This window comes from Streptomyces flavovariabilis, from assembly GCF_000725785.1.
Taxonomy (GTDB): domain Bacteria; phylum Actinomycetota; class Actinomycetes; order Streptomycetales; family Streptomycetaceae; genus Streptomyces; species Streptomyces hawaiiensis.
This window is the reverse complement of record NZ_JNXD01000009.1, coordinates 142,905-168,309: the sequence shown is the minus strand read 5'-3', so window position 1 is coordinate 168,309 and position 25,405 is coordinate 142,905. Positions and strand designations below refer to the sequence as shown.

General features: G+C 69.2%; 28 protein-coding genes and 4 pseudogenes. 9 read left to right on the top strand and 23 right to left on the bottom strand.

Annotation, left to right across the window (positions count from 1 at the left end):
• Nucleotides 1–79 precede the first annotated feature (79 nt).
• Nucleotides 80–1,201 (bottom strand): PrpF domain-containing protein, encoded by a 1,122-nt coding sequence (locus IO24_RS0117760; protein ID WP_031136845.1) that lies wholly within the window; start codon nt 1,199–1,201, stop codon nt 80–82.
• Nucleotides 1,202–1,373: 172 nt separating this feature from the next.
• Between IO24_RS0117760 and IO24_RS0117755 the strand changes: the two genes are divergently transcribed.
• Nucleotides 1,374–2,327 (top strand): LysR family transcriptional regulator, encoded by a 954-nt coding sequence (locus tag IO24_RS0117755; RefSeq protein ID WP_031136844.1) that lies wholly within the window; start codon nt 1,374–1,376, stop codon nt 2,325–2,327.
• 196 nt (nt 2,328–2,523) lie between these two features.
• On the opposite strand, the gene IO24_RS0117750 is transcribed toward IO24_RS0117755, so the two are convergent.
• From IO24_RS0117750 to IO24_RS40745, 6 genes are all read right to left on the bottom strand, one after another.
• Complete coding sequence (locus tag IO24_RS0117750) at nt 2,524–3,087, bottom strand: hemerythrin domain-containing protein (protein ID WP_031136842.1); 564 nt, start codon at nt 3,085–3,087, stop codon at nt 2,524–2,526.
• 263 nt (nt 3,088–3,350) lie between these two features.
• On the bottom strand, nt 3,351–3,659 hold the full coding sequence (locus IO24_RS0117745; RefSeq protein WP_031136841.1) for an SCO5918 family protein: 309 nt from the start codon (nt 3,657–3,659) through the stop codon (nt 3,351–3,353).
• Between the two features lie 49 nt (nt 3,660–3,708).
• Nucleotides 3,709–4,113 carry a CBS domain-containing protein gene (locus IO24_RS0117740; RefSeq protein ID WP_031136840.1) on the bottom strand — a complete coding sequence of 135 codons (405 nt, stop codon included), beginning with the start codon at nt 4,111–4,113 and terminating at the stop codon, nt 3,709–3,711.
• 46 nt (nt 4,114–4,159) lie between these two features.
• Complete coding sequence (locus IO24_RS0117735) at nt 4,160–5,656, bottom strand: DEAD/DEAH box helicase (protein ID WP_031136838.1); 1,497 nt, start codon at nt 5,654–5,656, stop codon at nt 4,160–4,162.
• A 345-nt stretch (nt 5,657–6,001) separates the two neighbouring features.
• Nucleotides 6,002–6,205 carry a cold-shock protein gene (locus IO24_RS0117730; RefSeq protein WP_031136836.1) on the bottom strand — a complete coding sequence of 68 codons (204 nt, stop codon included), beginning with the start codon at nt 6,203–6,205 and terminating at the stop codon, nt 6,002–6,004.
• A gap of 332 nt (nt 6,206–6,537) precedes the next feature.
• Entirely contained in the window at nt 6,538–7,272 is a 735-nt protein-coding gene (locus IO24_RS40745; RefSeq protein WP_234335249.1) for an NmrA family NAD(P)-binding protein, read from the bottom strand.
• A 175-nt stretch (nt 7,273–7,447) separates the two neighbouring features.
• Here IO24_RS40745 and IO24_RS0117720 point away from each other — a divergent pair, with 175 nt between their 5' ends.
• Complete coding sequence (locus tag IO24_RS0117720) at nt 7,448–7,783, top strand: winged helix-turn-helix transcriptional regulator (protein ID WP_031136835.1); 336 nt, start codon at nt 7,448–7,450, stop codon at nt 7,781–7,783.
• 27 nt (nt 7,784–7,810) lie between these two features.
• Here IO24_RS0117720 and IO24_RS0117715 read toward each other — a convergent pair whose 3' ends face one another.
• Nucleotides 7,811–8,692 (bottom strand): SPL family radical SAM protein, encoded by an 882-nt coding sequence (locus IO24_RS0117715; RefSeq protein WP_031136833.1) that lies wholly within the window; start codon nt 8,690–8,692, stop codon nt 7,811–7,813.
• Nucleotides 8,693–8,978: 286 nt separating this feature from the next.
• Between IO24_RS0117715 and IO24_RS0117710 the strand changes: the two genes are divergently transcribed.
• From IO24_RS0117710 to IO24_RS0117695, 4 genes are all read left to right on the top strand, one after another.
• Nucleotides 8,979–9,359: a VOC family protein gene (locus IO24_RS0117710; RefSeq protein ID WP_031136831.1), complete on the top strand. Its 381-nt coding sequence runs from the start codon at nt 8,979–8,981 to the stop codon at nt 9,357–9,359.
• A 50-nt stretch (nt 9,360–9,409) separates the two neighbouring features.
• Entirely contained in the window at nt 9,410–10,192 is a 783-nt protein-coding gene (locus IO24_RS0117705; RefSeq protein WP_031136829.1) for an MBL fold metallo-hydrolase, read from the top strand.
• A 36-nt stretch (nt 10,193–10,228) separates the two neighbouring features.
• The gene (locus tag IO24_RS0117700; RefSeq protein WP_031136828.1) at nt 10,229–10,621 is read left to right on the top strand and encodes a nuclear transport factor 2 family protein; all 393 of its coding nucleotides are present in this window, start codon (nt 10,229–10,231) and stop codon (nt 10,619–10,621) included.
• A gap of 93 nt (nt 10,622–10,714) precedes the next feature.
• Entirely contained in the window at nt 10,715–11,140 is a 426-nt protein-coding gene (locus IO24_RS0117695; RefSeq protein WP_031136826.1) for a PPOX class F420-dependent oxidoreductase, read from the top strand.
• Nucleotides 11,141–11,162: 22 nt separating this feature from the next.
• Here the strand turns inward: IO24_RS0117695 and IO24_RS0117690 are convergent, their stop codons facing one another.
• Together IO24_RS0117690 and IO24_RS0117685 are read right to left on the bottom strand one after the other, a co-directional pair.
• Nucleotides 11,163–11,672 (bottom strand): MarR family winged helix-turn-helix transcriptional regulator, encoded by a 510-nt coding sequence (locus IO24_RS0117690; RefSeq protein ID WP_037667977.1) that lies wholly within the window; start codon nt 11,670–11,672, stop codon nt 11,163–11,165.
• A gap of 139 nt (nt 11,673–11,811) precedes the next feature.
• Complete coding sequence (locus IO24_RS0117685; protein ID WP_031136822.1) at nt 11,812–12,054, bottom strand: DUF5302 domain-containing protein; 243 nt, start codon at nt 12,052–12,054, stop codon at nt 11,812–11,814.
• 45 nt (nt 12,055–12,099) lie between these two features.
• Between IO24_RS0117685 and IO24_RS0117680 the strand changes: the two genes are divergently transcribed.
• Entirely contained in the window at nt 12,100–12,303 is a 204-nt protein-coding gene (locus tag IO24_RS0117680; protein ID WP_031136820.1) for an SDR family oxidoreductase, read from the top strand.
• An 83-nt stretch (nt 12,304–12,386) separates the two neighbouring features.
• Here IO24_RS0117680 and IO24_RS0117675 read toward each other — a convergent pair whose 3' ends face one another.
• Complete coding sequence (locus IO24_RS0117675) at nt 12,387–13,451, bottom strand: DUF2332 domain-containing protein (RefSeq protein ID WP_208861332.1); 1,065 nt, start codon at nt 13,449–13,451, stop codon at nt 12,387–12,389.
• A gap of 168 nt (nt 13,452–13,619) precedes the next feature.
• Nucleotides 13,620–14,348: a GAF and ANTAR domain-containing protein gene (locus IO24_RS0117670; protein WP_031136818.1), complete on the bottom strand. Its 729-nt coding sequence runs from the start codon at nt 14,346–14,348 to the stop codon at nt 13,620–13,622.
• An 810-nt stretch (nt 14,349–15,158) separates the two neighbouring features.
• Here IO24_RS0117670 and IO24_RS0117660 point away from each other — a divergent pair.
• Complete coding sequence (locus tag IO24_RS0117660) at nt 15,159–16,400, top strand: PP2C family protein-serine/threonine phosphatase (protein ID WP_045296392.1); 1,242 nt, start codon at nt 15,159–15,161, stop codon at nt 16,398–16,400.
• A 32-nt stretch (nt 16,401–16,432) separates the two neighbouring features.
• On the opposite strand, the gene IO24_RS0117655 is transcribed toward IO24_RS0117660, so the two are convergent.
• From IO24_RS0117655 to IO24_RS0117610, 10 genes and pseudogenes are all read right to left on the bottom strand, one after another.
• On the bottom strand, nt 16,433–16,924 hold the full coding sequence (locus tag IO24_RS0117655; RefSeq protein ID WP_031136812.1) for a hypothetical protein: 492 nt from the start codon (nt 16,922–16,924) through the stop codon (nt 16,433–16,435).
• Nucleotides 16,921–17,172 (bottom strand): annotated as a pseudogene (locus IO24_RS43065) (hypothetical protein); the annotation flags it as partial. The pseudogene IO24_RS43065 and the gene IO24_RS0117655, both read right to left, overlap by 4 nt.
• 286 nt (nt 17,173–17,458) lie before the next feature.
• A complete protein-coding gene (locus IO24_RS0117645) occupies nt 17,459–18,988 on the bottom strand; it encodes a flotillin family protein (protein WP_031136810.1) in 1,530 nt (509 codons plus the stop codon).
• A gap of 112 nt (nt 18,989–19,100) precedes the next feature.
• Nucleotides 19,101–19,616: a hypothetical protein gene (locus IO24_RS0117640; RefSeq protein WP_031136809.1), complete on the bottom strand. Its 516-nt coding sequence runs from the start codon at nt 19,614–19,616 to the stop codon at nt 19,101–19,103.
• A gap of 216 nt (nt 19,617–19,832) precedes the next feature.
• A pseudogene (locus IO24_RS0117635) lies at nt 19,833–20,432 on the bottom strand (cytochrome P450); the annotation flags it as partial.
• 283 nt (nt 20,433–20,715) lie between these two features.
• Nucleotides 20,716–20,907, bottom strand: a pseudogene (locus IO24_RS0117630) (ABC transporter ATP-binding protein); the annotation flags it as partial.
• Nucleotides 20,908–21,058: 151 nt separating this feature from the next.
• Nucleotides 21,059–21,940 carry a hypothetical protein gene (locus IO24_RS0117625; protein WP_234335248.1) on the bottom strand — a complete coding sequence of 294 codons (882 nt, stop codon included), beginning with the start codon at nt 21,938–21,940 and terminating at the stop codon, nt 21,059–21,061.
• 18 nt (nt 21,941–21,958) lie between these two features.
• On the bottom strand, nt 21,959–22,120 hold the full coding sequence (locus IO24_RS45195) for a hypothetical protein (RefSeq protein ID WP_157851264.1): 162 nt from the start codon (nt 22,118–22,120) through the stop codon (nt 21,959–21,961).
• Between the two features lie 63 nt (nt 22,121–22,183).
• Nucleotides 22,184–23,188: pseudogene (locus IO24_RS40740) on the bottom strand (IS481 family transposase).
• A gap of 71 nt (nt 23,189–23,259) precedes the next feature.
• A complete protein-coding gene (locus IO24_RS0117610) occupies nt 23,260–23,625 on the bottom strand; it encodes a VOC family protein (protein WP_031136802.1) in 366 nt (121 codons plus the stop codon).
• A 92-nt stretch (nt 23,626–23,717) separates the two neighbouring features.
• On the opposite strand from IO24_RS0117610, the gene IO24_RS0117605 reads away from it, so the two are divergent.
• Nucleotides 23,718–24,683 carry a helix-turn-helix transcriptional regulator gene (locus tag IO24_RS0117605; protein WP_031136801.1) on the top strand — a complete coding sequence of 322 codons (966 nt, stop codon included), beginning with the start codon at nt 23,718–23,720 and terminating at the stop codon, nt 24,681–24,683.
• 10 nt (nt 24,684–24,693) lie between these two features.
• Here the strand turns inward: IO24_RS0117605 and IO24_RS42090 are convergent, their stop codons facing one another.
• Complete coding sequence (locus tag IO24_RS42090) at nt 24,694–25,281, bottom strand: hypothetical protein (RefSeq protein WP_045296379.1); 588 nt, start codon at nt 25,279–25,281, stop codon at nt 24,694–24,696.
• Nucleotides 25,282–25,405: the final 124 nt, after the last annotated feature.

The following is a 25,405-nucleotide window of genomic DNA, read 5'->3' as shown; positions in this document are numbered from 1 at the left end:
GTGGCGCGCCCCGGGGGCGCGAAGTGTCCCGGTTCGGACGGCTGGGAACCGGCCCGACCGAGATGATGTTCGTCGCGGCTCAGGCGGCTTGCGGGCTGCCTGCTTCCGGTACGTAGATTCGGGCGTCGGCGAGCAGACGGGCCGCGCGCTGCACGGTGACCCGATGTGGCAGACCGTCCCGTACGTCGGTGCAGCGGACCGCGACGACGCCGGCGGGCGTGCCGATGCGCAACCACTCGTCGGTCGGGCCACCCGTGGTCCGCGAGACCACGGAGCCCTCCAGCAACCCGGCCGCCGCGACGGCGACGGCAGAGGTCAGGCCGATCGCGGGGTGCGGGGCGTTCATGGTGAGCATGCGCACCGACACGTCGTAGTCCTCGGCACCGATCGGTTCGCCGAGGGTGGTGGTGTACGGCACCGGCGGGCCGACCAGGCCCACCTTGGGCACCGCGTCGCCCGGTTCCTCGCCCGGCCGGCGCAGCCCCATCAGGGGTGCGGCGGTATGGCGGACGGTGCGCAGCCAGGGCACGTCCGCGCCCATCCGCTCCAGTGACTCGGCACCGGTACGCCCGGCACTGGCGGCGTCGACAAGGACGACCGGAGCTCCTGCGGTCACCATGCTCACGCGTACCGGCTCGACGGCGCCGACTCGCAGGTCCTGGGCGGCCCGGCCGGTGGGGAGCAGCGAGCCGGTGGTGCCACCGGCCGGGTCGCGGAAAGTCAGACCGACCGCGACTCCCCCGGCACGGGTGCCGGGTACCGTCTGGCGGCCGAAGTGGTGCACCACGCCTCCGGGAGTGTCGACGATCCCTTCGAGGACCGCGCCGGTGTTGGTGTTGCGCATCACCACGCGCGTCCGGTCGCCGGTGACCGGAACCATTCCTTTGGTCACCGCGTACAGGGCGACGCCGGTGGCGCAGTTGCCGCAGTTGCTCGTCCACTCCACCGAGCCCGTCCCGATGCCGACTTGAGCGAACAGGTAGTCGACGTCGACGCCGGGCTGGGGTGAGGCGCTGACCACGGCCGCTTTCGAGGTGGTGGGTGTTGCCCCGCCCACCCCGTCCAGCTCCACGGGGTCGGTGGCGCCGTACGCGGCGACCAGCAGCTTCTCGAGGGCGCCACGGTCGGCGGGGACTTCGACCTGGTTGAACAGCCAGCACTTGCTTGTGCCGCCACGCACCAGGGTCGCGGGAATGTGCACGTCTGAGGCTCTTCCTGGGTGAACGGAGGGGAGGGAAAGGGCCGAGGCAGCGGTTACGGGCTCACTGCGGGCCGCTGCACCGCCCGGCGATTGCGGAGACGTTCGCAGAGGCACGACTTCGGAACAATCGCAGTTCGCTTCACCTGGGTTTAGCTCAGCTAAAGTCGTCGGCATGCTCAACGTGCGTCGCCTGCTGCTGCTCACCGAGGCCACCGAACGCGGTTCGCTCACTGCCGCGGCCACAGCCCTCTCCATGACCACCTCCGCCGCCTCCCAGCAGATGTCCCTGCTGGAGCAGGAGGCGGGGCAGCCCCTCATCGAGCGGCTGCCACGCGGTATCCGCCCCACCCCGGCGGGTGCGGCGCTGGCCGAACGCGGTCAGGCCATCCGCCGGGAGCTCCGTGCCGCCCAGGCCGACCTGGACTCCTTCACCGCCCTCGACCAGGGCACCTTGCGGCTCGGTTCCTTCCCCACGGCGAGCGCGTCCCTGCTGCCGCTGGCGCTCACGCGTTTTCGACGTCGCCACGTCGGCATCCGCATCGAGGTACGCGCCGGGGTCCTCGCGGAGCTCAGGGAGATGCTGCACACCGGAGAGGTGGAGCAGGGGCTGCTCTGGGACTACGAATGGAACCGCCTCGACGATCCGGCGCTCTCCCTCACCCACCTGCTGGACGACCCCACGGTGCTGGTCGTCCCGGCCGACTCACCCCTGCGCACACATCCCTCCGTGCGCCTCGGCGACCTCGCAGACCAGGAGTGGATCATCCGCGCCGACAACCACCCGGTCGCCGACGTCCTGCGTCGAAGCTGTCGCCAGGCGGGATTCGAGCCGCGCATCGCCTACTCCTCGCACGACTACCAGGAGGCGCAGGCCATGGTCGCCGCCGGTCTCGGCATCGCGCTCGCACCCCGCCTGGCCCTCACCAGCCGACGCAGCGACGTACGCCTCCTGCCGTTCGCCTCAGACGTCCCGGCCCCCACCCGCCGCATCCTCCTCGCACGCGCCGCGGCACGCCCCGCCACCCCGCCCGCCCAGGCGATGGACCGCGTCCTGCGTACGGTGGCGCAGCGATTCACCGCCCCAGGTCTGCACCGTGCCCAGCTCGGGGCGGTCCGGCGGAGCTGACGGTGCGGACACGAGCCGCACGGCCCACCGACTTGTGGGCCCGCCCCCTCGTCAACGCCCTCCGCCATGAGGTGCGTGGACAGCAGGACGCACGGCCCATCTCACGCAGCGAGGCGTGGAAACGGGGCGAGGCCGTCACCGGTGCGGATGCGTGAGGCGTGGTACGCGCCGGGGCGCAGAAGCCGGTTGGGTCCTGTCAGTTCTGCTTTCCGCGCCCGGTGAGCCTGTCGCGCAGGCGGTCGACCATGCCGGCGCCGGGCGCGAGGAGCTTGTTCGCGGGTGGCGTGTCCGGCGCGGAGGGATGCGGGCGGGTGGGAGCGTGTTCCTTGGCGGCGCGGACCTTCTCCCCCAGCTCCGCCAGGGCCTCGGCGGAGCAGGAGTCGGCCAGCATCGGGAAGAGCCGGTTCTCCTCGTCACTGACATGCGCCGTGACGGCGTTCTTCACCCGCAGGATCAGCGTGTCGAAACGCCCGTCCCCGGGCTGGCAGCTTTCCAGCTCCTTGAGCATGCGCTCGACTTCGCTGTGGTCGGCGATCTCCTTGTCGGCGAGGTCGTCTCCCCCGTCGACGTACCGGCGCACCGCCGGGTACAGGTGCTCTTCCTCGGCCACCGAGTGGCGGATCAGCTCCATGGTGAGCCGGTCCGCGAGTTCACGGCGCCGCTCGTCCGCCCCGGGCAGTGTTTCGATCTGCGAGAAGAGTTCGTCCACCTCTCGGTGGTCCGCGGTCAGTTCCTGGATGACGTCTCCGCCGTGTCCCATGGTCTCTCCACTCATTGCAGGTGTGCGGCCGGGCGTCCACCGGCTTCGTCCGGTCCTTACCGGTTCGCCGCCCAGCTTGGATACCTGCCACGCACGTGCGAACACCCTCACGGCGGTCCGCCACTTCACTCCGGTGGCTGAGGGATCCGGACAACCGTCGGTCGTCTGTCACCCTCCGACCGGCCCGGCACGCAGTGAGGGCCCTGCCGGCGCGCGCCGGCAGGGCCCTCACTGTTCTGTTCGGCTCGCGCCCGTCCCGTCGGTCAGACGGGCAGGGGGGTGCCGAGCATCGCGGAAGCCCGCTGCAACGGGCTTTCGACGTGCGCGGGTGCGGCCTCGGGGAGGGCACGACAGGTGAAGCCGAGCCGGGCCATGGCCCGGAGGACTTCGCCGGCGCTGAAATCACGGCGGTCCTGGCGGGTGATGACCTGGCCGACCTGCTTGGCCGGGTAGTGGCGTCGTCCGATGATCACGAACTCGTCTGTGACCGGTTCGGGCTTGACGCCCTTCATCGTTTCCAGCACTCCGCTCTTGGTCAGGTCGAAGGGGAAGCGGGCGATGACACAGCGCATGATGCCTCACAGGGAGAAGTAGGGGCGGGCCCGACCGGCGTGCAGCGGTTCAACGGGTGAGGGCGAGGACGCCCAGAGCGTTGCCCTGTTCGTCGACCACGGGCAGGGTTCCGAGCCGGCGGCAGCGCATCGCGCGCTCGGCTTCGGCCCTCGTGGCCAGCGGCGAGGCGAAGGGCCCGATGACGTCGGCGATGTCACGCAGGCGGATCCGGTCCGTGTATCGGGAGTTGTCACGAACGGCCGTGAGTCTGGCCCGGGTGACCAGCCCGGTGCACTGGCCGTCCTCGTCGCAGACGACCAGATGCGCCGTGCAGGCGGCGGCCATCACGGACAGGGCCACCTCCACGGTCATGTCCTCCCAGACCTGCGGTCCGGCTGCGTCCATGGTGTCGCCCACCGTGCCGTGTTCGGGGTGGGCGCTCGCCGGGCGGGTCTGCACGTGGACCAGCGTCAAAGGGTGCCTCCTGTGGAGTTGGGCCGGCTGCCTGATCGCGAAGGTCCTATGCGGCCGCACCGGCCGTGGACTGCCGTACGGATGCGCGGCGGGTCGCCGAAGCGGGGCGGCGGCGGCCCCGTGAGGTGGCGCTGCGCTTCTTGGGGCGTTCGACCACCGGTGCGGTGATGACGACCGGGATGCCGGAGGGGGCCTGGGCGCCGGTGATGCGGTGCAGGGCCTCTTCGCCCACACGGACCCGGGTGGTCTGCGGGACGATGCCGGCCGCTGCCATGAGGCGGGTCATACCGTGGCGCTGGTTCGGGGTGACCAGGGTGACGACGCTGCCGGACTCGCCGGCACGTGCCGTACGGCCGCCGCGGTGGAGGTAGTCCTTGGGGTCGGTCGGCGGGTCGACGTTGACGACGAGGTCGAGGTTGTCGACGTGGATGCCGCGCGCCGCGACGTTGGTCGCCACCAGCACGTTGACGTGCCCGGCCTTGAACTGCGTCAGGGTGCGGGTGCGCTGCGGCTGCGACTTGCCGCCGTGCAGGGCGGCAGCCCGTACCCCGCTGTTCAGGAGGTGCTCGGTGAGGCGGTCGACGGCGTGCTTGGTGTCGAGAAACATGATCACGCGGCCGTCGCGTGCGGCGATCTCGGTGGTGGCCGTGTGCTTGTCGGCGCCGTGGACATGGAGTACGTGGTGCTCCATCGTCGTGACGGCGCCGGCCGAGGGGTCGACGGAGTGCACGACGGCGTCGCTGAGGTAGCGGCGCACGAGCAGGTCGACGTTGCGGTCGAGGGTGGCGGAGAACAGCATGCGCTGCCCCTCGGGTCGGACCTGGTCGAGCAGGGCGGTGACCTGCGGCATGAAGCCCATGTCGGCCATCTGGTCGGCCTCGTCGAGGACGGTGATGGCGACCTGGTCCAGCCGGCAGTCGCCGCGGTCGATGAGGTCCTTGAGGCGTCCGGGTGTGGCGACGACGACCTCGGCGCCACCGCGCAGTGCGCTCGCCTGCCTTCCGATCGGCATCCCGCCCACCACTGTGGCCAGCCGCAGTTTCACGGAGCGGGCGTAGGGGGCGAGCGCGTCGGTGACCTGCTGCGCCAGCTCACGCGTCGGTACGAGGACCAGCCCCAGCGGCTGCCCGGCCTCGGCGCGCTGACCGGCCGTACGGGCCAGCAGCGCCAGCCCGAAGGCGAGGGTCTTGCCGGAGCCGGTGCGCCCACGGCCGAGGACGTCGCGGCCTACGAGGGAGTTCGGCAGGGTCGCGGCCTGGATCGGGAACGGTACGGTCACGCCCTCGGAGCCGAGCGCGGCCAGCAGCTCCGCGGGCATGTCGAGTTCGGCGAAACCCTCCACTGCGGGAAGCGCGGGGGTGATCGTTTTGGGGAGGGCGAACTCACCCTGAATCGCGGCGGGCCGGGGGCCGTAACCGCCGGAACGGCTCGGCTCACCGGACCGGCGCGGGGCCGACGAACCGAATCGGCTGCCGCCCCTTCCGGAGTCGGCACTGCCGTTACGGGTGCGGGCGAAGCGGTCGTTCGTGCGTGTGCGGTTCATGCGGAACCTTCCTCGATGCGGCACATATCAAGGAATTCCCGCAGCGATGAGCGGCACGGAGAATTGCAAGAAAGGGCCGATGGAACGCGAAAGCGTATCTGGCCGACGAAAATCCGTGCGGGCTCAGGCGCTGAAACGAGTGGTGCGGCGTGGACGCAATATTCGGGGTGTCCACTGCGATGTAGCAATGTGAAGGGATGCGTCTGCACCCCTGAAGGAGGGTCCGGGCGCTGAGCGCGCGGGTTCCTGTTCGTCGCCCCGCAGGTGAACCCACTGCGGGAATGCGGGCAGCTGGGGCCCGCACCCCTAAGGATGCGGGCCCCAGCTACAAAGTGCGCGCCGGCGTCAGGCGAGAACGATGTTCTCGGCCGTCGGGCCCTTCTGGCCCTGCGCGATGTCGAAGGTCACCTTCTGGCCCTCGAGCAGCTCGCGGAAGCCCTGGGCGGAAATGTTCGAGTAGTGGGCGAACACGTCAGCGCCGCCACCGTCCTGCTCGATGAAGCCGAAGCCCTTTTCCGCGTTGAACCACTTCACGGTACCAGCAGCCATGTCATATCTCCTTTGGGGCAGTGCATTGGGATCCGCACAGCGCGGACCCCGTATCGCCGCGATGATCACCCCGCCGGAAAAAACCGGAAATACAAAAGCGCTTCCAGCGGCACAGAAGCCGACCGGGGAGCACTTAGAGTTTCGGGAACCACAACTGCAACTGAGATCGACAGTAGCACGCTGCAGCGGTCGGCGTGCGGTGGAAAATGGCACCCGCCTTATTGTGGCAGGAAACCTGTCTGCATGTTCCACTGAAATCTCAGTTCGCGGGCACAGGTATTGATTCGCCCGGAGCGCAGCGTTCCGGGAGGAGCATGGAGGCGCGCCCAGAGTCAGAGGCCGATGTCGGTCAGCCACCGCCCGGTGGAGCGGGGGGTGATGCCGAGCAGCTTCTGGGCGGAGTTCTCGGGTGTGATCGAGCGGTCTGGAAGCGTGCTCATGGCCGCGTACGCTCCGGCGACGTCGGCGGCGGGGCCCTCACCGATCAGAGGTGCCACGGAGCTTCGGAACCGCTCGGGGGTGATCTGCTCGAAGACCACGTCCTTGCCGCAGTGGGCGCCGAACGCCTCGGCCAGGTCCGGTCCGGTGATCGCCGGGTACTGGCCGACGGAGACCACGCCGGTGATGTCCGGGCGGTCGAACAGAGCGACTACGCCATCGGCGATGTCGAGGTGCGACGCCCAGGAAGCCGGGAAGTCGGCGCGGATCGGGTAAGGCAGGACGCCTCGCTCGCGGACCGCGTCGAGGACGTACGGCATGAGCAGGTTCTCCAGGTAGAAGGTGGGCGCGATCACCGCATGGGACACCCCGATGTCCGCCAGGCCGCTGACCAGTGCCGCGGCCGCGCCGCCGGTTTCGGGGTCGATCGGGGCACCGCTGGTGGAGAACACCACTCGGGCCGGGCGGGCCGCGCGGACGGCGGCGGCGATGTTGCGCGCATAGGTCTGGCGGTCCTCTTCGGAGACCACCGGCAGGTGCACGAACACCCCGTCAGCGCCGCGGTATGCCTCGGTCAGTTCAGCGGTGGAGCCGTAGCCGGCGGCTACGACGCGCCGCGCGCCGGCCACGACGGTGTCGGCGTTTCAGGTCAGAGCGGTCACGGCCTTGCCCTCGGTGGCGAGAGCGGCGACGACGGGGGCACCTTGGGCGCCGGTGGCGCCGTGAATCACGTAGGTCATGGCGCCATTAGTGCATGCGATGCATCAGTTACATCAACTGCACCAATGGGGTACCGTCAAAAATGTGACCGATCCCTGCCTACCGGAGTGCGGCGTCGCCCGGTTCCTCACCCTGCTCAACGGCCCGTGGGCCACCCTGATCGTGCGCGAACTGCTGCACGGCCCCCACCGCTTCAACCAGCTGCGGGAGGCCCTGCCCGGCATCAGCCCGCACACCCTGACCAGCCGGCTGCGCCAGTTCGAGCGGCACGGCATCGTCACCCGCACCACCTACGCGGAGGTCCCGCCGCGTGTCGAGTACGCGCTGACCCCTCTCGGCGAGGGACTGCGCGATGTCCTGGAGGCCATGGGGACCTGGGCCATGGCGGTGCCGGACCCCGAGGCCGGCGTCACCGCCTGAGGCAACCGCCAGGCGGCGCGGACGCGGTCACCCCGAGGACATGAGCCTCTGCCGCAGAGCGTCGTTGTCGTCGTGGTGCACGACCTCCTCGAAGCGCAGCCGCAGACCGTGCTTGTCCAGCAGCTCCGCCACGATCGCGTCGAGCTGTTCCCGATGCTCCTTCGTCCGCGCCTGGAGGTACGCCTCGCGGACGTCTTCGGGCTCGTCGGCGAGAACCTGGTCCATGCGCTCACGGATGTACCGCTTGAGGTTGATGTGCTCCATGAACACCTCCCTGACCCCCGTGTCGACGAGCCGGCCGAAGAGGTCGTCCAGGAGCTCGGGCCGGGTGGCGAAGTGGGGCAGGAGCGGGCCGACGAAGGCGTAGGTGGGGATGCCCGCCTCTGTGAGTTCGGCCAGGGTGCGCAGGCGGCGGGAGGCGAGTGGGGCGCGTACCTCCAGCCAGCGGCTGACCTTGTCGTCGGTGGTGGTCACGGTCATGCCGACCTCGGCGCGGGGCAGGCTGGTGAGCAGGTCGATGTCGCGGGTGACGACAGGTGACTTGGTGAGGATGCGGACCAGGCCCGGGTACTCCACCCTCTGCAGTTCGCGCAGGATGCCGCGGGTGAGCCGGTACTTCGCCTCGTGGCCCTGGTAGGGGTCGGTGACCGAGCTGAGCAGTATCGTGCCCCGCCGCTTACGCTCGGGCATCTTCGTCAGCTCCGCGCGGGCGAGCTCGACAGCGTTCTTCTTCACGTACAGGTAGTCGCCCCACTCCTTCACCGATCGGCCGAACTGGCGCCCGGCGAAGCTGGCGAAGCAGTAGGCGCAGCCCAGTACGCAGCCGGTGTAGGGGTTGATGACGTAGTCGTTCGACGGGGTCTTCGACTTCTGGATCAGGGTCTTCGCCTCGATCTCGACCGGGTCCATGACCGTTTCCTTCCTTCCGACCCGGCCGTCCGCGTCCGAGACGCCGGGTTCCGTGCTGCCCGAGGGCCGGCCGGCCGATGACCAGCGAACCCACACCGTGGAACAATAATCGATGGAAGTTGCTTCCATGGAATGTAAATGGTTTGCTGGACGCCTGGCCGGCTGGGCCCCTCATCCCTGCCGGTTCCTGCAAGCCGCCCCGCCCGCGCCCTGCTGGTCACCGCCTGGATCGGGCCTGCCGCAAAGAGTCACATCTCCCCCACCGGGGGCATAAGGAGTGAGTGTCATGACCGTTCCCGCCTTCAACACGGTCGCCTGGTTCGAGTTCGGCACCGACCAGCCGGAGAAGGTCAAGGAGTTCTACGGCGAGCTGTTCGACTGGCAGTACGTCCTCAACACCAACACCCCCGGCGTGACCTACCACTCGGTGATGACGCCGGGCGCCCAGCAGCCGGCCGGGGGCGTGTGGGAGTCGGAGGGCGGCTTCCCCGACTACGCGATCTTCTACGTCCTCGTCCAGGACGTCGCCGCGACCGTCAAGCGCGGCCGGGAGCTCGGCGCCGAGGTCCTCATGGAACCGGCCTCCGACGCTGCGGGCTTCACCTTCGCCCGGCTGCGGGACACCGCCGGCAACCACTTCGGCGTCTTCTCCGTACCCGCCGCCTGACCGGCCCCGCAGGGCCGCGTCTCCCCTGTTCACCGCCTGGAGGTTTACCGATGCCCGGCGCCAGCGCCACCAGCGAGATGATCCCCGTCCGTGTCCACGGCGGCCCGACCACCGTGATCGAGTACGGCGGACTCAGGTTCGTCACCGACCCCACCTTCGACCCGCCCGGTGAGTACCCCATGCCCCTCCCCGGCGACCACAAGCTCGTCAAGACCGACCCGGCGCCCGTCACCGCTGCCGACCTGGGCAGCATCGACGCCGTCCTGCTCTCCCACGACACGCACGACGACAACCTGGACAACGCCGGCCGCGCCTTGTTGCCCGAGGTTCCGGTCGTGTTCACCACGGTCAGCGGCGCCGGTCGTCTGGGCGGCAACGCACAGGGGCTGGCCTTCTGGGAGACCGCCGCGCTCAAGCGGCCCGACGGCGGCACCGTCACGGTCACGGGCGTCCCCGCCCGGCATGGCCCCGTCGGCTGTGAACCGGTCACCGGAGACGTCGTCGGCTTCGTACTCACCTCCGACGACCTGCCCTCCGTCTACGTCAGCGGCGACAACGCCGCACTGGAGCACGTCGAAGAGATCGCCGAGAGGTTCGCTCCCGTCGACACCGCGGTCCTCTTCCTCGGCGGCGCCCGCATGGCCTTCGCCTTCGACAACGCCCTGCTGACCCTCGACAGCGCCCAGGGCGCTCAGGCAGTGCGGCTGCTGGGCGCCCGACGGGTCGTCCCCGCCCACTTCGACAGCTGGGCCCACTTCAAGGAAGGCCGACACGAGATCGAGACCGCGTTCACCGACGCCGGCCTCGCCGACCGTCTCGACTTCGCCCGATAGCCACCACCCCGCACGAGGAACCAAGGAGCAAGCGACATGACCAGAGCGAACATCGACATCGCCCGCACCTACTTCCAGGCCGTCCAGAGCGGAGACATGGCCACGGTCGGCGAACTCCTCGACGCCGACATCGTCTGGCACCAGCCCGGCGCCAACCAGTTCTCCGGCGAGCACAAGGGCCGGGGCGCCGTCTTCCAGATGCTCGGCAGCATGATGGAGACCAGCCAGGGCACCTTCGCCATCGACAAGATCCACACCCTCATGGGCAACGGAGACCTGGTCGCCGCCACCATCCACTTCACCGGCCGCCACGACGGCGCGTCGATGAGCATGGACGGCGTCGACGTCCTGCGCATCGAGAACGGCAAGATCGCCGAGATGTGGCTCTTCTCCAGCGACCCGGTGGCCGAAGACGCCTTCTGGGGCTGAATCTCTGGGTGTCCGAGGCCGATGGCCCTCGGACACCCAGGAGTCGAGCCGTACGAACGCCAACGAACGTGAACGAACGCGAAAGGCGCCTGCATGCGGAAGATGACCGACGGGCAGTGGCGGGCGTTCGTCGCGCACGGCACCCGCACCGGCAAGCTGTCGACTGTCCGCGTCGACGGCAGCCCCCATGTGACACCGGTCTGGTTCCTCCTCGACGGCGACGACGTCGTGCTCACCACCGAGAAGGACGGGGTCAAGGGCCGCAACCTCGTCCGTGACGGACGGTTCGCCCTCTGCGTCGACGAGGACCGGCCACCGTACGCGTTCGTCCTGCTCCGCGGACGCGCCGAGATCTCCGAGGACCCCGGCGACATGCTGCGCTGGGGCGGACGCCTCGGCGCCCGCTACATGGGCGACGACCGCGCCGATGAATACGCCGTGCGCAACGGCGGCGCCGGCAACATCCTGGTGCGGGGCCGCATCGACAAGGTCATCGCCTTCGACGGCATCGCCGACTGACCTGTGGGCCGATGGGGGCGGCTCACGATGCCGGTCGGCCGGGCTGCTTCGGCGCCCGCATCCCCGGCGTCGGCGTCTGCCCGGCGGCTTTCCGCTCCGCGTCCAGGGCTCGCCCGGCCGCCCGCAGCGTGCTGAGGACCGAGGTCACCTCGCGCACGGACTGCTCGGGAATCACCGACCCGATCCGCAGTTCCAGCTCGTCCTCGAAGACCTTCAGCGCTCCGTCCACCAGCTTCCGTCCCTCAGACGTCAGCTCGACGACCGAGGAACGGCGGTCGTTCGGATTGGCGCGCCGCTTGCACAGGCCCGCCGCCTCCAAGCGGTCGACGACCTTGCTCGTGCCGCCCACGGTGATCGAGAACTCCTCCGCGATGTCCTGGATCCGCGGCCCGGGCCGACGCAGCAGCAGATGCAGCACTTCGAACGAGGTCAGCGGCAGGTTGTACTCGGCCCGCAACCTGCCCTCGATGCCGTTCCACAGCTCGATCTCCAGCGAGACCAGCTCCCGGTACAGCTGCTTCAGGTCAGCCATCACTCATCTTCCGAAGAATTATCTTCCACAGATGATTAATTGTAGGCCATGGGGGTCGTCACCCGGGCAGGACCCAGCCCAACTCATCGGCGTGGCTGCCGGGCTGTGTCCTGCCGAGTCTCATCTGAACCGTTTGGACTCAGCCGCCGCTCTTGCGTCGGAACGACCGCTGGTTCGCAGCCGGGCCGTGCGCGCCGCGGACCTTCGACGTGTCGGTGGTCGCAGCGAGTTCGGCGGCGTCCGCCTGCTTGGCGCGCTTACGTGCCAAGGCCTCCCGAAACTTGCGCTTCAGGTCGTACTGGCCGTTCTCGTCGGGCGAGAGGGCAGGGCTCTCGGCGTCAGCCGACTCCGAACCTTCTTGTGATGGAGACTCTTCGGCCATGGCGACCTCCTGGGCTCGGGCACTGGAGAAGACAGCTTGTCATGTGTGCACCGCCTGCCCGACCACAACCGGTGCAGCGCCGTCATGACCGCCCCGGAGCAGCCCCAGCACCTGGCCGCGCGTGTGCCGCTGAGCCGGCCCGGGCGCCCGGAGGAGATCGCCACCGCCGTGGCCTTCTCCGCCTGCGGACAGAGCAGCTTCATCACCGGTTCCAGCCTGTACGTCGACGGCGGCCTGAACCAGATCTGAGAGACCGAACCACTCACGGACGAAGCCACCCACGGTGCCGAGTTCGCCGGGACGCGTTCAACTACGCACGCACAGCGGGGCGTTCACAGCATTCGCGCGGCCTGGGAGTCTGCGAGCCACGCCAGCAAGCGGCCCTGCGACCAGCAGCGGCCGACGGCCTCGGCGCGCAGGGCCGACTGGTCGAACACCGCCAGGCCGATGATGCTGTGGCCGGAGGCGCGGCGGTCGCCGAGTGTGGGTATCGCCGGCGCGACTCCGACCCCTTCCGCTGACACCCACGCCACCGCCCGGCCGGCCGCCGCCTCGTCCAGGCGGTGCAGGAACCGCAGGCGGCGCTCGAGCGAGAAGTGCGACAGCGCCCACGTGGTGGTGACGACCGGCAGGGCGTCCGCGGGCACACGGGCGAAGGCGTCGGGCAACACCTCGACGGCGTCACCTCGCAGCAGCAGCGGAGGTGCCGTCGCTGCCAGTGCCGTCTGCGCTTCGAGCCTTGCGACCCGCTCCGGGTGACCGGGCGAATCCGGCCACAGGCATGCGCGTAGCCAGCGGGCGTCATCCGCGTCGGTCACGTCGACCGGATCGAGGTCGACGCCGACCCGGGCGACGACCTCGGGCATCGCCCGCGTCGGGACGGGCCGGTCTCCCACGATCGAAGACGACAGCTGTACGGGAGATGACGCGTCGCCCAGCGATTGCCCGTTGCCGTACGTGACGGCGACGCGATCGACATGGAGATTGAGCCCGGCCGAACAGCCCACGTCGATCAGCCCCACCGCATGCGCGCCTACTCGGCGCGCCGCCTCGGCAATGGCCGGATACAGCACGGCGCAGCGTCCTGTCTCGTCGGCCCGTATCCGGCGGCGCACGGCGATGGACACGACGGAGTCGGTCATGCGCAGCAGTGTGTCGATCGCCGCTCGGGCGGCAGCGTCGCCGTCCGCGGCGGCATAGGCCGCGGCAAGCGCCGGGGCGCGTCCGGCGAGGGCGAGGTCGTGCAGCGCGGCGAGGATCACCGTCGGGTGCCGCTTACGCGCCGGAGCCGTTTCGATGGCGCGCAGCGCCTCGTCGGACTCACTCAGGGCGACGGCGACGCGCTCGTACAGCGGCGACGTTTCGGCGGCGTCGACTTCACCGAAGTGTCGGTACACCTGAGCGACTGTGCGGGCTCTGCCCACGGGTACGGCGCTTCCTGCGGTCGGCCTCGGCATCCGATGATCCTAGCCATCCGCCTGTCAGTCACGGCTACGCCCGGTGGCCGTCAGTGCGTCTGCCGGCCGAGCGACGGTCGGATGGTCTGCCTCGCCCGCAACCGTCCTTCAGCGCTCCGGGCCTGTCCAAGTAGGAGTGGTGGGGGGCCGGCCGGTGAGGTTGGTGATCAGTTCGGTGCACAGGTCGCGCAGTTTGATGTTGCGGTGCTGGGAGGCGGAGCGCAGGATGCCGAAGGCCTCGTCGGCGGTGCAGCCGCGCTGGCCCATGACCACCCCGAGGGCCTGGTCGATGACGCCGCGCGACTGCATCGCCTTCTGCATCTGCTCGGCGAAAGCCTGCGCATCGGCGATGCGTTGAGCCAGAGCGATGGCGCCGGTGGCCTGCGCGGCCAGCGAACGCAGGGCGCTGAGATCGGCGGCCTCGAACGCCCGGGGTGGGCCCGCGTAGAGGTTCAGGGCACCGACGGTGTGGGTGCGGGCAGCGATCGGCAGGGAGAGCGAGGAGCGGATTCCGCAGGCCGCCGCGTAGGCCGGGTAGTCGCTCCAGCGGGTCTCCCTGAGCATGTCGTCGACGGCGACCTCTTGGCCGGTACGGGCGGACTGCAGACACGGGCCGTCGTCCTGGCCGTACTGCTTCTCGTCCAGCTTCAGCACCGGCGGGCCGGAGCTGGCCACGGTCGGAGGCCGCTGATCGCGTTCGATCGTCACGCCGGCACCCTCGGTGTCGGTCAGAGCCAGCGCCGCGTCGACCAGAGACTGAAGGAAGTCTTCCAGCGACTGGGTCTCCAGCAGCCACTGCATGACGGCAGAACCGTCGTGGGCTTGATCGGAAGTCACCGCGTTACGTTCCTTCATGAGGCCCGTCGGCCCCGTCGTGGGCGTCGTGCCGTGCCACCGGGGCGTCGGAGTCCATCCTCCGGAGAAAATCTCCAGCGCGGCCACCACCTCGACACCGACACGTCAGTCGGCGCGGCATGGCCTCTGTCATCCCCAGTACAGACAGCGCGCACGGCCAGAGCTGGGCACGTGCACCTCTGGCACGACCCCATGCTTCGGGCGGGCCCCCACGGGAACTCGTCGACGAGAACGACCTCAGACGCGAGCGAGGTACCCGACATGTCCAATCCCCAGGAACCAGAGCAGCGACGTAGTCAAAAGGGCGGCAGCACGCCACAGCAGAGCGGTGAGATCAAGGCCCGGGAGAGCGAGGCGAAAGGCCGCAGTGCCCACGGCACGGACAAGGGCGACAAAGGTGGAGGGGAAGGCGGAGGGGTCCCACCGGATCAGCAACCCGAGCACCCGTGAGCCGTCCTGACGGCCCCGTCGCTGCATGATGAGGCTGCCTACGGCACCTGAGCACTGCGGGCCCGTGCGCCGATCGGCACGGCCCTGCCCGGGTGCCGATCCGCGACGGCACCGCGCCCGCCGTCATCCTCCGAAGCTCTACCGCGAGGGAGCGCGGCGACATCAAACGTCCTCGGCCGGACGCGCCTTGCGGGTTCGGCCCCGACCGGGCCACCGTCTGCCTCATCGGCGAGCTGCCCTGCCTGTCGGCCGCGAAGAGGGGAGACGTAGCCGAGCGCGACATCGCGACTGTGAGGCGTAGGGAGGTGTCTCGTGACGCAGCGGGACAGCGCGGTCCGGCGCATGCTGACGGGGCTGCTGGAAGAGAGCCATCTGATGGCGTTCGAGCGCCTGCCGTCGCGGGTGGCCGAACACGCCGCGGCGGCGGGCTTCTCCGACGCGCTCATCTACCTCGGAGATCTGCAGCGCGACGTGCTGCGGCTGCTCACCGGCAGGGGACTGGACGCCGCCGAGGGCGCCCCGGAAGGCAAGGCGAAGCTGTCGGTCGAGGGAACGGTCGCCGGTCGTGCCTATCAGTACGGGCTCATCGTGCCCATCGCCGACACGGGGGACGGGCTGCGGGGATGGTGGATCCCACTCCTGGACGGCACCGAACGCCTGGGGGTGATGTACCTGGCCTCCCCCGGCGAGGACGGGGAGGACGTCCGCCAGGACATGATGGCGCTCTCCTCGCTGGTGGCCATGCTGGTGGTCGGAAGCCGGGACACCAGTGACTCCCATGCCCGCCTGACCCGCCTGCAGCCCATGAACGTCGCCGCGGAGATGCAGTGGACGCTGATGCCGCCCCGCACCTACGCCGACCACCGGGTGGTCATCGGTGCCGTGATGGAGCCCGCGTACGAGGTCAGCGGGGACGCCTACGACTACGCCACCGCCGCCGACGTCGTCCATCTGTCGGTCTTCGACGCCATGGGACACGACACCTCGGCCGGCCTCACCGCCAACCTCGCCATGGGTGCCTGCCGCAACCACCGCAGGCAGGGAACGGGCCTCGCCGACCTCGGCGACGCCATCGAGCGGGTGGTGCTCGAACAGTTCGGCCGGACCCGCTACGTCACCGGCATCCTCGCCGACCTCGACACCTCCACCGGCATGCTGACCTGGGTCAACCGTGGCCACCATCCCCCCGTCGTGATCCGGGACGGACGCTGGACCACCCTCCTGCGCTGTCCGCCCGCACACCCCATGGGTACCGATCTGCGTCTGCCCACCACGCTCTGCCACGAGCAGCTCCAGCCCGGTGACCGCCTCGTCCTCTACACCGACGGCATCACCGAAGCCCGTACCCCCGACGGTGAGGAGTTCGGGCTCACCCGCTTCATCGACTTCCTGATCCGCCACCACAGCGACGGCCTCACCGTCCCCGAAACCCTCCGCCGCCTCATCCGCGCCCATCTTCGCCACCACGGCAACGAGCTGCAGGACGATGCCACCATCCTGCTGTGCGAGTGGCTCGGGCCCCGGGCCGGCCCGACTAAGGGCGTCGCGTCCCTCGCCGGAGTACCGCACCCCGCCACCGGCTGACACGGCGTCCCGTGATCAGTGGAGGCCCTGCGTCACAGGCTCGACAGGACCTGGGGCGAGAGGTTCTTGATCATGGTGTTGGTCCAGCGCATCTGCCGCAGCGTCTGTGGATGGCACGCGGAGACCAGGGCCAGGAGTTCGTCGTCCCTGGTGGCCTGCGCGGCTTGCGCGAGCATCTCCCAGTACAGGGAGTTCTGCGCGGCTGCCACATGGAGATCCCGCAGATCCCGCAGGAGGAGCAGAGCGGGTTCCGGTCGGTGTCCCAGCGCCTCGGCGGCCTTCTCCCGCACCGCCGGCAGCAGGCCCGGGGCGTGGTCCTCCGCTGGATCACCGAGGTGCCGACCCCGGTCCTGGCCGGTGTCGGCCAGGCCCGGGGCGTGTTCGCGGGACCAGTGGGCGAGGTCGGTGGCGACGTGGTGGACCTCGTGGTCGGTGCGGTGGCGCCGGGCCACCGTCGTCAGCTCCCCGGCCAGGTGCTGCTCGCCGTGGTGCAGGGCGCGGAGGACGAGGTCGAGGCCGTTCACGCTGTGCCCTCCCTGCGGTTGTCCCGGCCGGCGTCGGCCGACTGCACGGCGAGGGCGGACGGGCCTCCGGTCGTGGCGGGTACGGCGTCGGTGCGGTTCGGAGCGGAGGCGGTGGTGGTCGGTGCCGGGGCGGTGTTGCCGTCGGCGTGCTCCACGCGGTGCAGCGCGGCCGCGGCGGTCTTGAACAGTGGTTGCTTGGAAACGGGATCCCAGTCGGCGACGGTCGTCTCGTTCGCGGCGCGGGCGGGGCGATGTTGTGCCCGAACAGCGCGATCGCGTCGGCGTGGTCGATGTCGTCGTAACTGTCATCGGTACCCCCTGTCTCCGTTGCCTAACGCCGCCCTGCCGTGAGCCCGCTGAGGTCGTGCCCTGTAGTGCGGAGGTGACCTCGCTGCTCGCTGGAGATCACCCGATGCGGGCCCCGTCTTGTGTGCGTCCGCTGGTTGGAGTCGTACCAGGCGAGTCCGCAAGCACGGAGTGGTTCAGGAGCCCGGCGGCTCGATGCCGCGGGCCCCTGAACCGCTCCTCCCGGCCTCAGCCGATCTGGATCTTCCCGTTCGCCTCGGCAGCCGACGGGGTCGTGGGCTGCGCCGCGCCGCGGCCTTGTGTGAGGCCCTTCAGCAACTCGGCAAGATCGACTCCCGTGGTGGAGCTGAGGAGTTCGACGCCCTGCGCCACATTGTCGGCGACCGTGCGCGAGAGTTGGCTCGCGCCGTCCGTGGAGATGACGGTCATCTTGTCCACGGCGCTCAGCGGCTCGGACGCCTTGGCCACCACCTGGGGCAGCACCTCCACCAGCATCTGCAGCACAGCGGCGTCGCCGTACTGGGCGAAGGCGTCGGCCTTCTTCTGCATCGCCTCGGCCTCGGCCGCGCCCTTGGCGCCGATCGCCGCCGCTTCGGCCTCGCCCTCCAGCCGGACCGCTTCCGCGATGGCCGCGCGCCGGGCCTTCTCGGCCTCGCCCTCCTTGAGCCCTTCGATGGCTTGGGCGTCGGCCAGCGCACTACGGCGCTGCTTCTCGCCCTCGCCGGTCAGCCGGGCCCGCTCGGCCTCCGCCTGGGCGTCCGCGATACCCGCGGACTTCTCCGCCTCGGCCTGCTTGACCCGCGCCACCCGCTTGGCCTCGGCCTCCTGTTCGGCGGCGTAGCGCTGGGCATCGGCGGGCTTGCGGACCTGGGTGTCGAGCTGGCGGTCGGTCAGGGCGGCCTGCCGTTCGGCGACCTTCTCCTGCTGGATGAGGATCTCCTGCTGCCGGGCCGCCTCCGCGAGCGGGCCGGCGGCGTCCGCGCGGGCGGCGGCCTCGTCGGTCTCGGCCTTGATCTCGGCCTGCTTGAGGTAGAAGGTCCGCTGGGCGATCGCGATTTCCTCTTCGGCCTTCAGCCGGGCCTGCTCGGCGGCGCGCCGGGCGACCGCCTCGGCGATGTCGGCCTCCTGCTTGGCGCGGGCGGCTTCCGGTCGGCCGAGGTCCTCCAGGTAGGAGCCCTCGGTGGTGATGTCCTGGATCTGGAAGGCGTCCAGCACCAGGCCCTGCCCGGACAGGCTCGCCTCGGCCTCCTCAGCGACCTGCCCGGCGAAGGCGGCACGGTCGCGGATGATGTCCTCCACCGACATCCGGCCGACGATCGCGCGCAGGGCGCCCGACAGTACCTCCTGTGTGAAGCCGACGATGCCGTCCTGCTGCATCAGAAATCGCTGTGCGGCGGCCCGGATGGCGTCCTCGCTGCCGCCGACCTTGACGATCGCGACGCCCTCCAGGTTGGCCTTCACTCCGCGCAGCGTGACCGCGCCGCGCACGGCGACGGGAATGTGCCGGGAGGACAGGTCGAGGGTGAACTTCTGCTGCACGAACGGCACGACGAAGACTCCGCCGCCGACCACGACCTTCTGACCGCTGTTGTCGGTGAAGACCCGTCCGGTCTCCGGATCGGTGGCCTGCTTGCCGCGCCGCCCGGTGACGATGAACGCCTCACTCGGACCGGCGACCTTGTACCGGCTGACGACGACCAGCGCGATCAGCACGAGGAGTACGACGACTCCTCCGACCGCGACAATGACAGAACTCATGGTGTTGTCCCCTCAGCCCTCCCTCAGGACGGCGTTCGGTAAGGGTTGTGAAGGTGAGCGGCGCGATGGCACAGCCGGTGCGCTGCCGGAAGGAGTGAGCGGCTTCGCCGGGTCAGCGCTCCACCGGGCGGACGGAGACCGCCGACTGCGACAGTGTCTGCTCGACCCAGACCTCGGCTCCCCGCGCCACGGCAACCGGGCTCTTCGCCGAGAGTTTCACCAGGTGCCCGGCCCGGTGCACCAGCACCTCGCCGTAGCCACCGGCGGGGATGGCGGTCACCACCGAGCCGGACACACCGACCATGTCGTCGTCGCGCGGAGCGTCTCCGGAGGATCCGTTCATCAGCGCCCGGCTCAGGCGGTAGGCGAACCAGCCGGTGACGGCACCGGCCGGCACCCCGATCAGCGTGGCCCCGGCCGCGCTCAGCCCGGTGGTCCCCAGGACGATCGCCCCGGAGAAGCCGAGCATGGAGACGAACCCGGCGATCACGGGCAGCGACAGCAGCCCGTCGGCGACGCCCTCCAGCACGGCAACCCCGTCGAACAGCCCCTCGATCACGCCGTCGAGGACGAACGACAGGGCAAGGAGGACGACCCCCGCAATGCCGAGCCCGAGCAACCAGGCCATCCGTGCACACCGCCTCTCCTTGCCCTCCCCCGTTGTCGCGGGCATCGTCACACGGGGAGACCAAGGGAGGCATTGCCTGGTTCCGGCAATCTTTATGCGGTTTTGATGCCGCGCACTGAACAGCCGGGCGGTCAGCGTCCTTCGGGATCCGCCGTCGGTCATGGCGTTCTGCGGTCGGTTACGACTACCGCTGGGCGGTGGGGGCCGTGACCCGTGCTACGCGATCACTCGGATGATCATTCCGCTGCGTGGCCGGGTGGGGATGCGGTTCAGGGGGATGGTCAGGTCCTGCGGCGGAGCGGCGTAGCTCAGGTCGGCCAGGCGCTGGGAGAGCGTCTCCAGGATGCCGACGGCCATGGCCTCGCCGGGACAGCGGTGTCCGGTTCGAGGGTCCGCGCCGCCTTGGGGGATCAGTTCGTCCCGGCCGGGCGGGTGGTCGAGGAAACGTTCGGGGCGGAAGGTGTACGGGTCCTTCCACAGGCGTTCGTCGTGGTTCTGGCCGTAGACGTCCAGCAGGACGAGGCCGCCGACCGGGACGTGGCGGCCGTGCCAGGTCAGGTCGGTGGCGGCCTGGCCACCCAGGAACGGGGCGAAGGGGTAGAAGCGGCGGACCTCATGGGCGAACGCCGTGGCGAACCCCGTCTCGCCCGACCGGAGCCGCTCCTTGTGTTCGGGCCAACGGTGCAGGGCGTGCGCCGCGAAGGCCACGAACCAGCTCAGTGCCGTGGTGGGACGGATGACGTTGAGCAGCTCCACCGCCGCGACTCGGGGTGTCAGCGCGGCGCCGGAGGCATCGCGGTGGCGGCAGACGCGATCCGCCGGACGCGGGCTCTTGACGGCGAGATCGGTGCCCCACCCCAGGTGCCGCACCCGGTGCACGAGCCCCATGCCGCCCTGGCCGAGGGAACCGGTCACCTCGTACACCCCGAGGACCCGGTCACCGACCCGCCAGTCCCGCCACTCCCCCGCCTGCGCCGCCGCCCCCTGCCGCATGGACTCAGGGTAATGCGCGCGCCTCTGAAGCCGGGTCAGCACCGTCGGCGGCCGTCGGCGCCGAGGAGTACGAGCAGGGAGGAACCGTCCACACCTCCGTTGCTGGTCAACGCCTGCGACCCGCGCGCAGCTCCAGCCGCTCCCCTTCGAAACGTGCGCGGAAGGCACGGTCGTGCGAGACCGCGACGACCGCCCCCGGGTATGCCGCGAGCGCGGCCTGGAGGTCCTCGACCAGGTCGAGCGCGATGTGGTTCGTCGGCTCGTCCAGTACGAGCAGGTCCGCGGGCCGGGTCACCAGGCAGGAGGCCTACTGCCACTGCTGGACCTACGGCGACAATTACGGTAACGACCGGACCTGGTGGCACGTCCGGCGGGAAGGCACCCAGCAGCAGCGATGGGTCCATCAGTCGTTCCTCGGTATTGCGGGGAAACCATCCCGCAGAGCGCTGTCAGGAAGTCATCACGTACCACTGTCTGGGTGATCCGCCACGCAGGTACAGATGTCGGCCTCGTCCTATGGGGCTTGCGTACCGCTTCAGCGGTGCCCCGTTGGGGAGAGTGAGACAGGCTTCCTCAACCAGCAGGGCCTCGCCCTCTGTCAGGAGGCAGCGGTGCAGGCGGTCCGGTTGCCGATCGCCCCCCAGCATCGTGATGTGTTCTCCGTGCACGGCCATACCCGCGGGAGCGACCACAGGGGTTCTCCGTAGCCGGGTCTCACCGTTGGTCCGGACTTCGAGCAGCGGGAAGGTCGGGTAGTAGCTGGCCCACGCGACACCGTCGTCGACGTTGAAGGCATAGACCGTATCGATGTATTCGACGCCCTTCGGAGGCGTGTACTCCCATTGGTGGTTACCGCCGCTGTCCCAACGGACCAGGCCGGCGGCGCTGATCGGGTCGATGTAGACGCCTTCGTCGAAGTAGGCACTCCATACATGGTGGCGCCGGTCTGCCATCAAGTACTCGACCGCACGCCCCATCACGAAGCTGCGGCGGCGTCGCCCGTCCATCCCGTAGATCTGCGCGTTCTGGTCCCCTGCGGCACTGTGCCCCTGCACAACGAACCGGCCGTTGGGCAGCGCATCGATATGGGTCACCCGCAAGCTCACGTTGCGCAGGGGGCGTTCGCGGACTGCGCCGCCGTTGTCGATGACCAGAAGCGCGTCATACGGACAGCTTCGAGGCTGAGGGTGGGGCCTGCCGAACGAACTCGGGCGGAGTTCCGCATCAGGGCAGATCAACCAGAGAGTCCGGCCCCAGGCGTCCACGGTGGTCGCCAGAACCTTCTGGTGGTCGTACTGCCGAGGCAACAGTGCGTGAGGACGCAGTGCCACCTTCCTCAAGAAATCACCTCACGGGCGAACGAACATGACCCACCCATGATCGCATCCCTCCGAACCCGTCAACCAGAGCGCCAACACCTCGCCATCGAACACCCGCCGCGGATGGCGCAGGAACACGGCGATGAAGTACCACCACAGGTAGCCACGCAGGCCGAACCGCTCGGGAAGCATAGACGAGGGGTCGGCCGGGTCCCGCTCACCGTCGGATTGTCCGGGCTGGGCCTGCTGGGGGCTCTAGTTGTATGAGGGCTCGAGGTTGGTGACGCTCTCGCGGAGGCGTGCTGCCGGCGGCTTTCCGGCGGCAGCACTATGCGGTCGGTGGTAGTTGTAGTGGATGTTCCACACTGCGATCGCGGCTGACCGGGCGTCCTCGCTGGTGAACTCGCGGGCGTAGAGGACTTCCTCGGCCATGATGCGCTGGTAGCGCTCCACCTTCCCGTTGTGCCGAGGTGTGTATGGCTTGGTTCTCTGATGCCGGGTGCCTTGCCCGACGATGCGGGCGAAGTCGCCGGAGTGGTGGCAAGCGCCATTGTCGGTGACGACCCGGTGGATGTGGTTGATGCCGTGGGCGGCGAACCAGACCTTCGCCCGGGCGAGGAAAGCAGCAGCCGTCGCGCCCTTCTCATCGCCCAGCGGTTCTGTGTAGGCGAGCCGCGAGGAACCATCGACGACGGAGTGCAGGTAGACGTAGCCACGCTTCGCCCCGGCCGACTTCGCCCGACTAGCGACCTTGGCCTGATCGCTGTCCCGGCCGTGGATCCGCCACCCGCCGCCATCAGGGATCCGGCCGACCTTCTTCACATCCAGGTGCACCATGTGTCCGGGCCAGCGGGCGGTGATCTTCCCCGGCTTCCGGTTGCTCTCACCGCCTGGGTCGATGAAGCGGCGTCTGCCGAGGCCGAGCCGGGGCAGGTGTCTACTGACAGTCCGCCGGTCGATCACAAAACCGATGCTCACAAGTTCGTCGGTGATCCGTTGCGCGGATCACTTGTGCTCGCGGCGCCAGGACTCGATCTGCTCGATGACCCATGATGGTGTCGCGTTCGGACTCCGGTGCGGGCTCGACGGCCGGTCGTGCAATCCCGCATCACCGTGTAGCCGCCAGCGATTTACCCACTTGCTGGAGCATGCGCGAGAGAAACCCATCTCAGCGGCGACGTGGGCAATGGGACGTGTCTGGCACCGCTTCACGAGCCGCCTACGGCCCTCGACGCGCAGGGGCGCATTCGCGTGGGGCACTCGTCGTCCTCTCGAAGTCAGACGACGGCAGGCGCGACACCTATCGTGCGCGCCTGCCGCATTGCGGCCTTTCAGCCCTGCAGTGCGACGCGGATACGGTTCCCGTCAGGATCGGCTGCGAGGAAGGTCAGCCCGAACCCCGCATCATGAGGCTCGCGCAGGATCGTGACCCCATTGGAATTCCACTGCTCAAAGGTCGCGTTGAGCTCGTCGGGTCCACCGTCGATGGCCAGGCAAACCTCACTGGTGCGCGGGACGTCCGGCGACAGATCCTCGAACTGGCCAGACCACAGACCGAGGTCAGCGCCTGGCCCGAGGTCGAAGGTGATGTATCCCGAAGTCTCGAACGAGGGGCTCATGCCGAGGAGGTCGCCGTAGAAACGAGCTGCGGCGGGAGCGTCGTTCACGTAGACGATGGACACGACGGATGTGGTCATGGTTTTTCCTTCTCACAGATCGTAGGTACGCATCCACCAGCCTGACCGGGATATGCGCCGCATCGTGTCGCAATTCCTGAAAAAATTGGTGTGTGACCCCAGATCGCTTCTTCACCCTGATGCTGCTCCTCAAATCAAGGGATGCCGTGACCACACAGGAACTTGCCTCAGCGCTCGGAGTGTCCCTTCGAACCATCACCCGAGACCTGAACTGGCTCCGCGACGCCGGACTGCCGGTGACCGCACAACGGGGCCGCCTCGGAGGCGTGACCATGCCGCCCGGGTCCGGGCTCGACCTCACGCGACTCACACCGGGCGAGCGCGATCATCTGTCGCTCACCGGGCTGGACGAGAAGCAACGTGCGGAGCTCAACGCATCGGTCGAAAGCCAGCGCGCGCTCTCCAAGATCGTCGCCACACAGTCACGTCGAGGTCATGAGCTCCTGCCGCTCACCGACGTAGTGCACGTGGACAGCCGTCCCTGGCTCCAGGCACGGGCTTCCGGCACGACTCCGGCTTCGCTGATCGGCCCAGTGCGGCGAGGTCGGCAGCTACAGATCGAGTACGACAGCCCACACGAGTCATGCCCACGCGACCTGCTCGTGGATCCCTACGGGCTGTTCGCCAAGGCCGGCATCTGGTATCTCGTCGCCGACTGTGCCCGAGTGCCGCGGATGTACCGACTCCAACGGATCACGACGTGGAAAGAAGTCGACCAGCCACGACGGATCCGCGAGAACCAGACCCTGGCCACCGTCGCTGCAGCGCTCATTGATCAGTGGGAACACAACCACGCGATAGAGGTCAGCGCCACCATCGAACAGACCCAGATCGAGCGAGCGCAACGGATCTTTGGCCTACGACTCGTCCGGGACGACCATGAAGAATCCCCCACCGGCCACAAGGTAACGATCCGCTTCCTGCATCTGGAGGACGTGCGAGCACTACTGCCGTTCGGGAGCGCCATCACTGTACACAGCCCCACCGAAGCCAGGGCTCACCTCCGCGACCTCGCCATCAACCTTGCCCACCACTATGCGCCGTCACCAACGTCCTGACCCGCAACATCTATTGGCCGCCATCATCACGCGCTGACCAGGCGTTCGAGCCGCCAGGTCCCTCACTTTCTGCGCCTTGCCCGGCAGCGGACGCCACCCCTGCGACTGTCCACAGCGCCATGCCCCACAGGGAGAGGGCAGAAGCAAGGCCCACCACGAGGCGTACGGTCTCGTCCGGGCCGTTCGTAAGCCAGACCGTCATGCCCGCCGCGCCGGAGGCGGTCAGCAGGGCCGCCGGTGTGCGCAGCCGGGGCTGCTCGAACACCGCAGCCAACGGCAGGAAGTGGAGCCCGACGACAACGGCGATCAGCGGGGGAATGAGCACCGGCACCCCGACGTGGCGGCAGACCACGGCGATGGCGATGATCAACAGCCACTGGACTCCGTTGATCTGGTTGAACCGCTTCCGTCGGCCAACGGGGAGTGGTCCCCCTGCCGACGAGGGAAGGAAACGGCGTGCGGCAAGCAGCAGCCCCACCATGACGGCACAGCCGCCTGCGACCAGCACCTGCCGCGTCAACCCGTCGAATGCACTCGAACCCAGCAGCCACCAGCCGAGCCCGAACAACGCGAGGAACCCCACCCCTGATTTGAACATGATCCGACCCTAGGCCGAAGAGCAGGCCGCCGGTCCGATGTCTGAACTTGAGGCGGAGGCGCTCGATGCCCTCACGAGGGGCAGCCGCACACCTGGACGGGCGCCAGTCCTATAACCCTTTGAC

What these genes read in the sequence shown, in the direction of transcription:
- IO24_RS0117755 (WP_031136844.1), top strand. Translation starts at nt 1,374, where the DNA reads ATGCTCAACGTGCGTCGCCTGCTGCTGCTCACCGAGGCCACCGAACGC.
- IO24_RS0117750 (WP_031136842.1), bottom strand. Translation starts at nt 3,087, where the DNA reads ATGGGACACGGCGGAGACGTCATCCAGGAACTGACCGCGGACCACCGA.
- IO24_RS0117745 (WP_031136841.1), bottom strand. Translation starts at nt 3,659, where the DNA reads ATGCGCTGTGTCATCGCCCGCTTCCCCTTCGACCTGACCAAGAGCGGA.
- IO24_RS0117735 (WP_031136838.1), bottom strand. Translation starts at nt 5,656, where the DNA reads ATGAACCGCACACGCACGAACGACCGCTTCGCCCGCACCCGTAACGGC.
- IO24_RS0117730 (WP_031136836.1), bottom strand. Translation starts at nt 6,205, where the DNA reads ATGGCTGCTGGTACCGTGAAGTGGTTCAACGCGGAAAAGGGCTTCGGC.
- IO24_RS0117715 (WP_031136833.1), bottom strand. Translation starts at nt 8,692, where the DNA reads ATGGACCCGGTCGAGATCGAGGCGAAGACCCTGATCCAGAAGTCGAAG.
- IO24_RS0117710 (WP_031136831.1), top strand. Translation starts at nt 8,979, where the DNA reads ATGACCGTTCCCGCCTTCAACACGGTCGCCTGGTTCGAGTTCGGCACC.
- IO24_RS0117705 (WP_031136829.1), top strand. Translation starts at nt 9,410, where the DNA reads ATGCCCGGCGCCAGCGCCACCAGCGAGATGATCCCCGTCCGTGTCCAC.
- IO24_RS0117700 (WP_031136828.1), top strand. Translation starts at nt 10,229, where the DNA reads ATGACCAGAGCGAACATCGACATCGCCCGCACCTACTTCCAGGCCGTC.
- IO24_RS0117695 (WP_031136826.1), top strand. Translation starts at nt 10,715, where the DNA reads ATGCGGAAGATGACCGACGGGCAGTGGCGGGCGTTCGTCGCGCACGGC.
- IO24_RS0117690 (WP_037667977.1), bottom strand. Translation starts at nt 11,672, where the DNA reads ATGGCTGACCTGAAGCAGCTGTACCGGGAGCTGGTCTCGCTGGAGATC.
- IO24_RS0117685 (WP_031136822.1), bottom strand. Translation starts at nt 12,054, where the DNA reads ATGGCCGAAGAGTCTCCATCACAAGAAGGTTCGGAGTCGGCTGACGCC.
- IO24_RS0117660 (WP_045296392.1), top strand. Translation starts at nt 15,159, where the DNA reads ATGCTGACGGGGCTGCTGGAAGAGAGCCATCTGATGGCGTTCGAGCGC.
- IO24_RS0117645 (WP_031136810.1), bottom strand. Translation starts at nt 18,988, where the DNA reads ATGAGTTCTGTCATTGTCGCGGTCGGAGGAGTCGTCGTACTCCTCGTG.
- IO24_RS0117640 (WP_031136809.1), bottom strand. Translation starts at nt 19,616, where the DNA reads ATGGCCTGGTTGCTCGGGCTCGGCATTGCGGGGGTCGTCCTCCTTGCC.
- IO24_RS45195 (WP_157851264.1), bottom strand. Translation starts at nt 22,120, where the DNA reads ATGCTTCCCGAGCGGTTCGGCCTGCGTGGCTACCTGTGGTGGTACTTC.
- IO24_RS0117610 (WP_031136802.1), bottom strand. Translation starts at nt 23,625, where the DNA reads ATGACCACATCCGTCGTGTCCATCGTCTACGTGAACGACGCTCCCGCC.
- IO24_RS42090 (WP_045296379.1), bottom strand. Translation starts at nt 25,281, where the DNA reads ATGTTCAAATCAGGGGTGGGGTTCCTCGCGTTGTTCGGGCTCGGCTGG.